This window comes from Mesotoga prima MesG1.Ag.4.2, assembly GCF_000147715.2.
Lineage (GTDB): Bacteria > Thermotogota > Thermotogae > Petrotogales > Kosmotogaceae > Mesotoga > Mesotoga prima.
In genome coordinates this window covers 2,783,848-2,797,083 of sequence record NC_017934.1, presented here as the reverse complement: position 1 = coordinate 2,797,083, position 13,236 = coordinate 2,783,848, and the positions used below count along the sequence as shown (strand labels likewise).

Below are 13,236 nucleotides of genomic sequence, written 5' to 3'. Positions count from 1 at the left end.
TCCTCACCTTGATTCAATTAATTAGTACGATATGATAGCACTTTCGTGCTACTACCCGAAGAAAGAATTGATGAAAATTCTAACTACTTCGGCTCCCCCAATGAAAGTGCCTACACTGCTTCCAACGTTCGCGAATACCACAATCAGAAGGATTTTCGTGACTCTGTTTCTCCAAAAACCCTTGAAGGAGTTTACATCTTCGTTCAGGTTCTCAAAATCCGAGACCTTGGGCTTTCTTACGATCGCTTCCACAAGTCCGGCAAACCATCCCGCAGCCAGAAGCGGATTCAATGAGCTTACAGGGGCAACAAAGAACGCCGTCAGTATAGAGAGAGGGTGACCAAAAGCTATAAGAGTTCCTAGAGCAGAAAGCGATCCATTCCATAGGATCCAGCTTAGAATCTGATCAAACCCTGCATCGCGATTCACTATTAACGTTGAAACAATCAAGGCGATGATCGCTATCGAGATCGTCCAGCCGATTATCTTACCGGTCTTCTTCTTAGGAGGGATCTTCGTGAGTGCAACAAGATCCTGATCCTCTTTTATGGCCTCTTTCAAACCCGGGACATGCCCGGCACCAACTACGGCGACGACTTTCTTTCCCGGAGCCGTCTTGATCTTCTGGGCGAGATACTTGTCCCTTTCGTCAATCAATGACTCCTTGAGCTGAGGAAAGGACTTGGCAAGCTCACTGAGCGCAGAGGTCAGCATATCCCCCGACTTCATTTTCTCGAGATCTTCTTCTGTTATCTTCTCATCGCTGAAGATAGACAAAACTAGAGTGAAGAAGAGTTTCGTCTTTCCCCAGAAGCCAAGATTTCCCCATATTCTTGCGAAAGTGACCTGAATATCTCTATCTGCAAGAACAAGCTCCGCTCCTGTCTCTTTTGCCGACTCAATAGCCTGCAGCATCTCCTGTCCTGCCTGTATTCCTATTTGTTTTGCCATTCTCTTTTGATAAGAGGAAAGTATGAGGTTAGCTAGCAGAAGAAAAGACTTCTTCTCTTTAACTACCTTTGCGATATCGGTCTTCTTCCATTTATCCTGATCCTGTATCGATTGGTATCGGGAGTTGCACAGTTCTATTGCAACGGAATCGGGTTTTTCCTCTTCGATAATCGCCTTTACTTCTTCGGCGCTATTCTTTGATACGTGAGCGGTACCGATAATTATCAATTCTTTGTCATCAAGCATTATTCTGTGTACTGTCTCGGACAACGAAATCACCCTTTCGATTTGACTATCAAATTCTATTTAATCACAATCTTGCACCCAACTCTTCTTTGTGAGATTATCAATTATATAGCTCATTAGATATTCATGGGAGGTGTTCTCTTGAGCAATCCCGCACGAGCAGAAATCGAAGACCTACAAGGGATGGTTGACCTTGCATCTCTTGTCTTCAAAAGTGAAATGGGAAAGATCTTTCCTGTGCTGTTTTCGCAAGAGAATGTGGAAAACATGACAATCGTTAAGGAGAAGGGAAGACCGGTGTCGATGATCGGCTTACTCCCTAGGGAAATCTCTTTCTTCGGACACAGGATGAAGGTCGGTCTCATCGGTTCAGTCTGCACTCACCCGGACTACCGTGGGAAGAACTACGGAGCCGTGACTCTTGCGAAGGCCGAAGAACATGCTATAGATATAGGCCTATCACTACTCATAATTTCCGGAGGCAGAGGCCTATATCAGCGGTTCGGAGCGGTCAGGCCACCAGGCACGAAAAGAATTCTCGTGAAGCCGGGAAGAACGGCATCTATGAGGGAAGCGAAAATTTCGGACATTGGAAAGATTCTCGATCTTTACAGAATGAAACCCCTGAGATACATAAGGAACTTCACAGATTTCGAGAAAACCTTCTCAACGGGTTACGCGGAGGCACGTAAGACAAAAACGTACTTGAGTGAAAAGGCTTACATTACCGTTGTCGAGAGAGAAGACAATCATTACGTGATTGAATACGGCGGAGGCAGCAAAGACGTAATCTCATTGACAAGGGGCTATATCGAAAAACTCGGACTCAAGGGATGCATAATCGTCGCCGAAAGACACTTCAAGGCAGAGGAGAGCCTTCCGTTCGAGTTTCCCGGAACGGCGAAAATTATCTCCAAAAGAAGCTTCTTTGATCAAATGGAGGGCTACTTCACGGAGATTATGCCTTCAGAAGACTATGACAGATTCATAGAGACCGTTGAAAGACTGTCATTGGCGGAATTCAACCAGGAAGTCTTTTGCTGCAGCAAATTCAAAGGACTGCCTCTTTCTCTTCCAAACTACGGATTTGATTACATTTGAAAACAGACGGCCAGTTCAGCCTCGCGCAGAGGACAGTTTGGAGTTGTCAGTTCCAAGTTGCAAGCTCTAGGCGCAAAGAAGAATAAAAGACTAGACGCAGGGCGCCGAAGAACACCGGCGGACGCAAAGTTGCCTTCGGCAGGAGGCGAAGCCGACTACATCGGGAAGTGAGGCTTGCTGGCGCGAGGAAGTAATGCTGGGAAAATCATCCCAGGAAGTGATGCCCGGAAAAGCGTCCGGGGAAGTGAGGTTGCTACGCAGGAAGCGATGCTGGCGCTTACGCGCCAGGATGCAAGAAACAAAGAAATAGAGGTTTGGGAGCGAGATCCTTTGCAGAACCCCTGTACGCTTATGAAAAACCGTTTTTCGTCAACGGTCCTCCGTTTCCGCCAAGAAGCATCGGTTCTTCGTTCCGACGCTGCGCGTCCAGGTTCTTCGTTCTTGGATAAGATCGAAACCTTGATCCCTAAACAAGTTCGGGATGACAGAGTGAGGGACTTCCACAAACCGATGTCAGGATAACTTTCTAAGTTACAGTAAAACCGTGAATTGATGAGCCGGTTCTCTTTACGAGACCCCAGACCCGTTTTGTTAAGCTTTTTTACTGCAACTTGGAACTGCATCTTGCAACTAATTTTCTGCTCTGACCACTGGCCTCTATCCTCGATCCTCGCGCGTGTGCGCGACCGCGGAGGATACGCGCGTTTTAGAGAACACTCTTCCCTTTACATTTTCTTTCGAAGAAATCGATAGAACCCTTCAATATCGTCTTTTTGAACAATATGGAGGTAAGATGGCCGGAAGGCATCCAGCGAAGAGTAGCATCTGGAAGCATTTCGGCGAGTTCTCTCGTAGAAGGTCTAGGAATGAAAATATCGAAAAGAGCTCCAGTTAAGAGAGTGGGACACCTGACAAACTTTGCGTAAGTCAGGGGGTCGTATTCGAAGCACGAGATCGGAGCACTCCCGATTTCGATTTCAGGCTTCTGTAGTGAGTTCAAGAACTCTCTGTAATCTACTTCGTGCAATTTACGGCATTTCTCTCTATTACAGGATCCGTCTTCTTCGTACTTGACCCTCATTACTCCGGTCACAAAGCTTTTCCAGGTAATGTGATAGAAATTGCCTCCGGTGACAACAAGCGACAATCCACTTATGGAAGGTTCTAACGCTGCGGTAATGACCGCGATAAAACCCCCGAAGCTGTAGCCCATGAGGAAGTAGGGTGGGGGGCACTCCCACTTGAGGTAGTTTAAAGTAGTCAAACCATCCACAACGGCGTTTTCAAACCTTTCTCTTAGAACATCCGTCCTGGGATCCAGAAACAACTCCCCCGATTTGTGGCCGGCGGGGGTTCTTTCAAAATGAAAGGGAAGTATCATCATGGCACCGGAGTAACCGTGTTTCGCGAGGTTCTCCGGGAACCACCTGAGATAATCTAGATTCTTCTCTCCCCTTCCATGAAAAAACAGCACCGTCCCTTTTCTGCCCCCTTCGTAAAGGTACAGAGGGATGCTGCCATTCTCCGGATATTCGCCTGGATAATTCGACTTGAGGAAGATCTTAGAACCTTTGCTTGTTTCCAATCTCTCGATAATCTCTGGGTGATCGGAATAACGCTTTGCGAAAATCTCCTTTTCCATTTACATCTACCTCTATAAAAGTATATAATAATTCGATAAGCTAACCTGTACCTTCTGGGAGGAACGGATGAATACTTTAGCGGTCGCAATTGCAATCGTCGTTTTGATTGTATCTCTAAAACTCTTTAAGGACATCTCTTTGTCACTCCTCTTTTCAGTGATATCTTTGGGTATTGTTCTTCTCATTCCACCTGCAGACTATTTCAACGCTTTTGCCAAAGAGGTGAGCGACTGGGAATTCTGGAAGGTAATCATCACTGTTTTCTCCATATACTTGATGGGTGAAACGATGGACAAGAGCGGCAATTCTTCAAGATTTGTAAGAGCCGTTGAAAGTCTTTTCCCCGAGCCAAGAGTCTCGATTGCGTTGATGCCTGCGATAATCGGACTCCTTCCGATGCCTGGCGGGGCAATGTTCTCCGCGCCCATGGTTAAAGATCTAGCAAAATCCGACCCCACTATTTCAAATGAAGACGGCCTTGTCTTCAACTACTGGTTCAGGCACGCAATGGAGTTCTTCTGGCCTCTGTACCCTGCTCTGGTTATTGCATCTGGCATATCCAGGATTAGACTCAATACGCTTGTCCTTTGGCTAATGCCCATAGGGGTTGTCGCTTTGGTTACCGGATATTTACTGATGATTCGAAAGCCGATCAAGATCAGATACAGTCGCTCGGCGTTAAAAGAGCTTTTGATTAGCGCCTGGCCGATAATCGCAGTAATCATACTGGTGATACTTAATCAGCCGGGCTGGCTGTCCGTCCTCGGGACATCGCTAGTCTATTTGCTTCTCAATAAGAACAAGAAAAAGGTGCTATTAGCGGCTCTCAAATACAAGACGTTTATCTTGCTTTTAACTGTCTTCTTTTACAAAGACCTTGTTGAAATCGCAGAAGTTCCGCAATCTATGGGCAGCGAGCTTATCGCCTGGTCGATACCGCCCCTGACTCTGGTAATTCTTCTTCCGTTCCTAATGGGATTCATGACGGGGGTAACTCAGGCCGGGGTAGGTCTCAGTCTTCCGTTAATTCTCAGTATGGGTAACGGTTATGGTACACTTGCTACAACGATTCTCGCTTACACGTTCGCAGTTGTTGGAGTTCTGGTTTCGCCGGTCCACCTCTGTCTCGTTTTGACGAGCGAATACTTTAAAGTCGAGTATCCGAGAATCATAAAGAGGATATCGGTGGTCACTTTGCTCTCGGTTGCGGCCGGCATTGTCGTCTTTGTGCTACTTAAGTCAACTTGAATTAACACAACTGAAGACCCAAAAGGCTATACTGTTACTTGCTCTAACGATGACTGGAGGTGAGAATGAATTGAAAGAGTACTCCGTTGTCCTTTCGAACGTGACCAAGATCTTCGACGATTCTTTCACTGCTGTGGACAACGTTTCTCTTACGATAGAACAGGGCGAGTTCTTCTCTCTTCTGGGTCCCTCCGGTTGTGGAAAGACTACGATACTAAGAATGATCGCCGGATTTGAGGACCCCACCTTCGGAAACATAACTCTCAACGGAAAGAACATTATCGGTACACCCCCAAACGAAAGGGAAGTCAATACTGTTTTTCAGAACTACGCACTCTTTCCTCATCTAAATGTATTCGAGAACATTGCGTTCAGCCTTAGACTGAGAAGAGAGCCAGAGGATCAGGTCAGGCGTAAGGTCAAGGAAATGATAGAGCTTACGCGTCTCAATGGCCACGTTGAGAAAATGCCTTCCCAGCTCTCCGGAGGTCAGAAACAGCGAGTGGCAATTGCAAGGGCCCTTGTGGGGAGACCGACAGTGTTGCTTCTCGATGAACCCCTTGCGGCTCTCGACGCGAAACTAAGGCAACACATGCTGGTAGAGCTAGACACGATTCATGATGAAGTGGGCATAACGTTTATTTATGTAACTCACGATCAAAGTGAAGCTATGTCGATTTCCGATCATGTGGCCGTCATGAATGAGGGGGAGATCATACAGCTTGGAACACCCTTCGAAGTCTACGAGAGTCCAGTAAACGCCTTTGTAGCCAACTTCATAGGAGAAACTAATTTCTTCACAGGGAATGTCGTGAAAGTAGAAGACGAGTACTTCCTGCTGGACACCGAGAAATTTGGAGAGATCTGGTTCTACAAAGATATGGAAGTGATAGAGGGGCAGGAAATTCAGGTATCGTTGAGACCTGAGAAGGTTAAGGTTACTAGGGATATGCCGGTTGCTCCCGAAGGTGTCAAGTTGAATGTGCTGAAGGGCGTCGTCGACGAGACTATCTACCTTGGGAATCAGACGAAGTACACGGTAGCTATTGGCCAATCATATCTAAAGGCGTTCAAGCAACACGTTAGATACTTGTTCGATGAAGTAATCATCACGTGGAAAGACGATGTCTATGTCTGGTGGTTTGCCGATGACAGTTATGTATTAAGAGAGACAGGCGGTGTTCCTGTTGAAGAGTAAGCGGAATCTGACCGGATTTCTGATCTCCATGCCCGGGGTCCTGTGGCTTACCGTTTTCTTTTTGATTCCATATTTGATAATCATACTGTACAGCTTTCTCACTCCGGGAATATATGGAGGAGTAGAACTTCCCTTCACACTCGCTGCATACACCAGAATGCTCGGCAGTGCTGGATACTGGCAGATACTCTGGAAGACCGTGTGGATATCTCTTGTCTCAACAGTCATATGTCTGGGAATTGGACTGCCAACTGCCTATTTCATAGCTACCTCGAAGAGAAGCAATATCCTTTTAACCCTCATAATCGTCCCATTCTGGACGAATTTCCTTGTGCGGATATTCGGGTGGATGGTTATTCTTGGAAGAAATGGGGTTATTAACTCGTTTTTACAGCTCATCGGTTTCGATAGACCCTTGACGCTCATGTATACGCCGGGTTCAGTAATACTTGTCATATCCTATATGTATCTTCCGTACATGATACTACCGCTTTACAGCGCGATAGAAAAGTTCGACTTCAGTCTCGTAGAAGCCGCCATGGATCTAGGTGCAAAGAGAACCGAGGCGATAATGAAGGTTCTTATCCCTTCGATCAGAGGGGGGATCATAGCAGGAATAATCCTGGTATTCATACCTGCCCTCGGTTCTTACGCTATCCCCGACCTTGTGGGTGGGACCGACGGAGCGATGTTGGGAAACCTAATTGCCAAACAGCTGACGGCGGCAAGGAACTGGCCCTCCTCTTCTGCGATTTCGATGATATTTCTGTTGATCTCCACTCTGGGTCTCCTCGTTTATATGAGAATAAACAAAGTCCAGACCAAGAGACGGCTTACCGTTCGCGAAAGTTATATGAACGAGGAGGAGATTTGATGGAGACGAAAAAGGTAATCGGGAAGCGCAGATTCTCTATGACCATAGCCACTCTGGCCTTCGTCTTTCTATACCTGCCGATTATCGCTCTAGTTCTACTGTCGTTCAACAGCTCCAGACAGGGTGTTTCGTGGACGGGCTTCACTTTGAAGTGGTATTCTGAGCTGTTCAGACAGGCCGATGTGTGGAGAGCCTTTCTCAACACAGTCATCATAGCTTTTTCGTCGTCCCTTGTGGCGACAGCTATAGGAACCTTTTCGGCAATGGCCCTCTACTGGTATCAGTCAAGGTTGAAAGGCTACCTCGGCATACTGGTTTATACGCCCCTCATAATCCCGGACATTTTAATGGGTGTATCGATGCTGATATTCTTCGTTGCAATAGGCATTCCATTAGGTCTTTTCACGATTTTCATAGCGCATGTAACCTTTTGTGTCTCATATGTCACGGTGACGGTGATGACCAGACTGGAGGACTTCGACTATTCTGTGGTCGAGGCGGCAAGAGATCTGGGCGCGAAGACCAATCAGGTCTTCAGAAAAGTGATTCTTCCGATGATAATGCCAGGGATAATGGCAGGCTTTCTGCTGAGTCTGACATTGTCGATAGACGATTTTGTCATTACCTTTTTTGTTGCCGGTCCGGGATCTACCACTTTGCCTTTAAAGATCTTTTCAATGATAAAGTTCGGGGTTTCCCCGGTAATAAATGCGCTTTCGACTCTGCTCCTGGTTGGGACTCTATTCATCTCTTTCTTTGGAAGCAGATTCAGGAAGCTAATCTTTTAGGAGGTGGGACAATTGATGAAGAAACTGACAATCGTAGGTGCCATACTTTTCGTTTCCGTGCTCACACTAGGTCAGGGAAATCTCATAATCTACGGTTGGTCGGACTACATTCCCAGTGAGGTTATTGAAGCCTTTTCGAAGGAGTATGGCGTAAATGTGACTTACGACAGCTACGATTCGAACGAGACAATGTTCGCCAAGATCAAGGCCGGAGCACGAGGATACGATCTTGCAATGCCCTCTGCAGATTACACTAGCATAATGATCAAGGAAGATATGCTCATTCCGATAGACAAATCTCTGATACCCAATCTGGTCAATATCGATCCCTCTGTCATTGAGCAGATGTACTACGATCCCGAAAACACATACAGCATTCCCTACATGGTAGGAACTACGGGAATTGCAGTCAATACGAAGTACGTAGAGAGCTATCCTAGGTCTTGGAAGATCTTTGAACTGCCCCAGTTCAAGGGAATGATGTCGTTGCTGGACGACATGAGAGAGGTCTTCGGAGCGGCACTCAAGTTTCTTGGTTACTCGGTAAACACAACAGACACGGCTGAGCTCCAGGCGGCAAAGGAACTAATACTTACCTGGAAGGAAAACATTGCGAAATTCGACAGCGAACTCTTCGCTAAAGGCGTGTTATCAGGGGAATTCTGGGTTGTGCACGGCTATGGCGAAAATATCTTCTATGAGGCGACCGAAGAGGAGCTCGAGGACATCGATTTCTTCATTCCGGTTGAAGGCAGCACTTTGTGGATCGACAGTTTTGTAATCCTGAAGGGGGCCAAAAATATCGATAACGCCCACTTGTTCATCAACTACATATTGAGGCCGGATGTTGCCGCGAAGATTTCTGATTATCTTCTCTTACCTTCACCGAATGTACCGGCAAGAGAACTTATGGAAGAAGAACCTGTCTACTCTGCCAAAGAGATGGAAAATACAGAACTGATAAAGGACCTTGGAGAGGATCTTAGAATCTACAACTCTCTGTGGAACGAGATTCGGTTCGGCCTTTAGTATAGAGCCTAACAAGGCAATCAGAGCTCGTTCAAAAAAACGCGTCTCCTAGAAGAGATGCGTTTTTCTTTGAAAGTTGGAAGGGTTTGCGAGCATTTGTTTGCATGTGTTACACTTCTACAGGCTGCAGACTTCCTAAGAGGTGAAAGATGGTTTCTATTGGAGAATTCGGAAGCAAGATCAAAGAGAATATTTCCAGGGTAATCGTTGGAAAGGAAAAGACTATAGAGAGGGTACTGGCCGTTCTGATAAGCGGTGGACACGTCTTGATAAACGACGTGCCGGGCGTGGGTAAGACCATGCTGGCGAGAAGCCTGGCGATTTCTCTCGGGCTGGAATTCAACAGATTGCAGTGCACTCCGGACCTTCTGCCTGGTGATGTAACCGGCATAAGTATTCTCAACCTCAAGACAAACGAGTTCAACTTCAGAAAGGGTCCAATCTTCACCCAGATTCTTCTCGTAGATGAAATAAACAGAACGACCCCAAGAACGCAGTCCGCTCTTCTCGAGGCGATGGCCGAGAGACAGGTTACAGTTGACGGCAGGAGTTTCCAGATGGAGAAACCCTTCTTCGTAATTGCCACTCAAAACCCGGTCGAGTTTGAAGGAACGTTTCCGCTTCCCGAGGCGCAGCTTGATAGATTCTCCATCTCCCTAACGATGGGATACCCCGATGAGCAAAGCGAAAGAAAACTTCTAAAGGGAATCTCCGACGAACATCCCATAACTTCTCTAAAGCCAGTATCCGGTCAGGACGAACTCGATTCCGTTCTAAAGCAGGTCAAGGAAGTAGAAATAGAAGACTCCGTTCTCCAATACATTATCTCCATCGTAAACGAGACCAGAAGCCACCGAGACATACAGCTTGGCGTAAGTCCAAGGGGATCGATCGCCCTTATGGAAACGGCCAGGGCCCTTGCAGGTATCAGGGGCAGAAGATTCGTCATTCCCGATGATGTCAAGGAAACGGCCTGCGATATTCTTTCCCACAGAATAATAATCAAGCCTGAAGCCCGGCTTATGAGAAGGACTAACAGGGATGTAATAAACGAAATAGTCGAATCTCTCCCAATACCGATCAATAATGAAAAGACTTGAGCTGGAGGAGATAAGATCTCGAAAAGGACCGCTCATAATTGCGACGGGCTTCTCTGTCGGTTGGTCTCTTTTCTTTTTCAATGTTTATTCGGCAATGTTTTTGACCCTTTCTGCGGTTGTATGGATCTACTACTATCTTTCTAAACTCATCCTGAAAAATCTTACAATAGATCGCTCCGTTGATAGAGAAAGGCTCTTTCCGGGCGAAACCCTTACTCTCGTTCACAATATTCAGAGGGTACCTTTCATCTCTCTCAGTCTCACTGTAATCCCTGTCATTAGAGCCGAGAGAGAGTACGCAGCACCAAGAGAGAGCTCGATCTCCCTTTCCTCTACCGAGGACAGCAGAGTAGAATCCAAGGTGGTTTTCAGAAGACGCGGCGAGAAGGATCTTTCGAGACTAATCGTTGCCTGCAGAGATCCGCTGGGACTCTTTTCTCACAGCGCCACGTATTATACGCCTCAATCGGTACTTGTACTTCCCAAAGTGATGGATCTTGAAACCTTTCCTCTAAGGTTAAGAGAACTACTTCCCGGAAGAGAGAGCGACTTCAGACTGATGGAAGATCCCATTGACTTCAAAGGAATAAAAGAATACGAGAGAGAATCTTTGAACAGGATACACTGGAACGCCTCGGCAAAACTCGGAAAGCTAATGAGTAAGGAATTTGGATACACTGCCGTGAGCAAAACAGTTCTCTATCTGGATCTGAATCTTTCGAGAGAGGTCTTTGCCCGTGATGTCTGGGAAAGGATAAGGATAGATTACGAAGAGATAGCCGTTCAGCTTGCCTTAGGTCTAATAAGGCTTTCCTACAGATCCGGAGGAAGTATACGACTGGTAAGCGTGGGAGAAGAGGTATTGAGATTGAGCGATCGGGGAAGAGACTGGATAGACTTCGCCGAAGCCCTTTCAAATACAAAGGGTATCGATCATGGATCTCAGCTATGCGAAATAATTGAAGACGACCTTGAACAGTTCGATCCCTCGACAACTGTTGTCCTAATATCGCTATATCTCGGCGAGGAGATTCTGCCCCAACTCTTGAGGGCAAGGTCTCACGCCAGTAGAGTCGTAGTCCTTATAATACCGTTCAGTCCCAGAGAACCGTGGATGAAGAGAAACGTATCTTATCAGATGCTTCCGAAAACGATCGATGAGCTTAAGAAACGCGCGGCCTTCCTCGAAGAAGAGCAGATAATCGTACGAGTGGTCGGAGACGACCAGTCGATTCAGGAGGTGCTTCTAGATCTCTAAAATAGACAAAACCTCTATAGCCGCCTCGATCGTTGTATTCGCTGTCAGTTATGTACAGCTGTTCTTTTCCGGTGGAGTTGTTTTAGCACTAATCCTCGCAGGAATGGTAGGCTTTCTCTTCTACTTTGGAAGAACGAAGGCCGGCTGCAGTATCTACTTCGTTCTCCCGGTCTTACTCTTCACTACTACGATACTGCTTATAGGCGTCTTGAGAACGGATGTCGTACAATCGCTTTCTGCACTGGGATCTATTGTGGGAGTAATACTCTCGATGGACAGAAGTGTCCGTCTTGCAGTTCCCGGTCTCTTCATGGTAGGAGTTTCGCTTTCTTTTAGTCCCAATCTCTTTCAAACCGGAGCTTACATTACACTTGCCGTAATCCTTGTCAGACTTCTCATGACACGCAATGTTCCGAGACTCTTCCTTTTGCTATCAATCTTGATCCCCCTGCTTTCTCTGAGCCTTTTGGGAAACTACAGAGGAGGCATCTTATCAAATGAAGAAAGAACCTCTACGGCCAACCTAGTAGAAAGCGAAAAGGAATTATTCCCAGAAGAGGGTCTCACCAAAGACGCTACGGTATTGACATCTCGACCCTCTTCAAGAGGTTCTGCAGATGATTTCGACTTTCTTGTCCTTGAAGAAGTCGCCGAGGTACGGCTTATAGACTCTGTCTTTCTCTTTGGATTCTACACAATAGCTTTGATCCTTGTAATTGTTGTATCCAGGAAGGCCATCCTGGAAATGGGGCGATGGAGTCGTCTTATCCCTCCGTCTATTGTTCTTCTTTCGATAGTGGCAGTACTGATTGGAGGATTCATGTATTTAAGATCTCTCCCTCTTTCCGAAGAGATCGTATTAGGGACGGGCGGTCCCTCCAATCAGACGTCCTTTGCGCCTTCCCAATCGGTTACAGGACTGCCTGAAGAAAACGAAGAAGATGAACCCGAAGCCATCCTTAACAAATCGGCGGCTTACAATATTCTCAGATGGTCGACTCTAGCTGGAATTCTCCTTCTTTCTGCCCTTCTTGCGTATTTTGTGACAGTCATTGCTAGAAAGAACCAGACTGTATCTTCAACTCTTAAATCCAAAGACACGATCTTGACGGAGGTTCGTCAAAGCGCGTCTGTACCTCCCAAATTCAGTGAGGACAGAGAATTCATTATCTCAAGCTACAAGTGGTTAAGAGAGTTCTACTTTGAAGAGTATTGCCAGCTAACTCCCTTCGAACTGATTCAGGAGACGGAGGCTTCGCTGAAGCATCTTCTAATTGAACTTACGGAAATCTATGTTCCAGTCAAATATGGGAATCTAGAACCGGAAATCTATCAGTGCAGAGAGTTTCACAAGCTTTTACTGGGCCTGAAGGAACTTCTGGACAGAAAAAAAAGGAACTTTTGATAATGCATAGCAACTACTATGTGCGCGGCTTTTCGCATATTGAACAGCTTGCATTTTAGAAATAATCAAATTCATTTGGAATCGGCTTGCATTTTATTCAGTTGTGTGTGTTATAATCATTCTGTCCAAAGGACACTATCGCTTTGCAAGTGGTGCAAGGTAGTTTTAAGGAGGAACATTTAAGTATGACAGGAACAGTAAAGTGGTTCAACGGAACAAAAGGTTATGGATTCATTACTAAGGATGACGGTGGGGACGTTTTCGTTCACTTCTCAGCTATTGAGATGGACGGTTTCAAGACCCTTGACGAAGGACAGAGAGTCGAATTCGAAGTCGAAGACGGTCCAAAGGGTCCTCAGGCAGCAAAAGTTAGAATTGCGAAGTAATCGATTGTC

12 protein-coding genes are annotated in these 13,236 nt (G+C 46.2%); 10 read left to right on the top strand and 2 right to left on the bottom strand.

Annotation, left to right across the window (positions count from 1 at the left end):
- Positions 1-51: 51 nt before the first annotated feature.
- Entirely contained in the window at positions 52-1,221 is a 1,170-nt protein-coding gene (locus THEBA_RS12840; RefSeq protein WP_006489455.1) for a TraB/GumN family protein, read from the bottom strand.
- 117 nt (positions 1,222-1,338) lie between these two features.
- Between THEBA_RS12840 and THEBA_RS12835 the strand changes: the two genes are divergently transcribed.
- Complete coding sequence (locus THEBA_RS12835) at positions 1,339-2,298, top strand: GNAT family N-acetyltransferase (RefSeq protein WP_014731892.1); 960 nt, start codon at positions 1,339-1,341, stop codon at positions 2,296-2,298.
- Between the two features lie 706 nt (positions 2,299-3,004).
- Here the strand turns inward: THEBA_RS12835 and THEBA_RS12825 are convergent.
- Positions 3,005-3,940, bottom strand: a complete 936-nt coding sequence (locus THEBA_RS12825; protein WP_006489459.1) for an alpha/beta hydrolase family protein — start codon at positions 3,938-3,940, stop codon at positions 3,005-3,007.
- Between the two features lie 67 nt (positions 3,941-4,007).
- Here THEBA_RS12825 and THEBA_RS12820 point away from each other — a divergent pair, with 67 nt between their 5' ends.
- The 9 genes from THEBA_RS12820 (at position 4,008) to THEBA_RS12780 (ending at position 13,227) form a co-directional block, all read left to right on the top strand.
- The gene (locus THEBA_RS12820) at positions 4,008-5,189 is read left to right on the top strand and encodes a DUF401 family protein (RefSeq protein WP_014731890.1); all 1,182 of its coding nucleotides are present in this window, start codon (positions 4,008-4,010) and stop codon (positions 5,187-5,189) included.
- A 49-nt stretch (positions 5,190-5,238) separates the two neighbouring features.
- The gene (locus THEBA_RS12815; RefSeq protein ID WP_041928324.1) at positions 5,239-6,387 is read left to right on the top strand and encodes an ABC transporter ATP-binding protein; all 1,149 of its coding nucleotides are present in this window, start codon (positions 5,239-5,241) and stop codon (positions 6,385-6,387) included.
- On the top strand, positions 6,368-7,261 hold the full coding sequence (locus THEBA_RS12810; RefSeq protein WP_407656316.1) for an ABC transporter permease: 894 nt from the start codon (positions 6,368-6,370) through the stop codon (positions 7,259-7,261). Before THEBA_RS12815 ends, THEBA_RS12810 begins: the two co-directional genes overlap by 20 nt.
- Positions 7,261-8,049 carry an ABC transporter permease gene (locus THEBA_RS12805; protein WP_014731887.1) on the top strand — a complete coding sequence of 263 codons (789 nt, stop codon included), beginning with the start codon at positions 7,261-7,263 and terminating at the stop codon, positions 8,047-8,049. The genes THEBA_RS12810 and THEBA_RS12805 overlap by 1 nt, the downstream gene beginning before the upstream one ends.
- A gap of 15 nt (positions 8,050-8,064) precedes the next feature.
- Complete coding sequence (locus tag THEBA_RS12800; RefSeq protein ID WP_014731886.1) at positions 8,065-9,078, top strand: extracellular solute-binding protein; 1,014 nt, start codon at positions 8,065-8,067, stop codon at positions 9,076-9,078.
- A gap of 149 nt (positions 9,079-9,227) precedes the next feature.
- Positions 9,228-10,178 (top strand): AAA family ATPase, encoded by a 951-nt coding sequence (locus tag THEBA_RS12795; RefSeq protein WP_014731885.1) that lies wholly within the window; start codon positions 9,228-9,230, stop codon positions 10,176-10,178.
- Positions 10,165-11,436, top strand: coding sequence for a DUF58 domain-containing protein (locus tag THEBA_RS12790; protein ID WP_014731884.1), 1,272 nt, complete (start codon positions 10,165-10,167; stop codon positions 11,434-11,436). The genes THEBA_RS12795 and THEBA_RS12790 overlap by 14 nt, the downstream gene beginning before the upstream one ends.
- Positions 11,437-11,539: 103 nt before the next feature.
- Entirely contained in the window at positions 11,540-12,841 is a 1,302-nt protein-coding gene (locus THEBA_RS12785; protein ID WP_014731883.1) for a hypothetical protein, read from the top strand.
- A 185-nt stretch (positions 12,842-13,026) separates the two neighbouring features.
- Positions 13,027-13,227, top strand: a complete 201-nt coding sequence (locus tag THEBA_RS12780) for a cold-shock protein (protein WP_006489472.1) — start codon at positions 13,027-13,029, stop codon at positions 13,225-13,227.
- Positions 13,228-13,236: the final 9 nt, after the last annotated feature.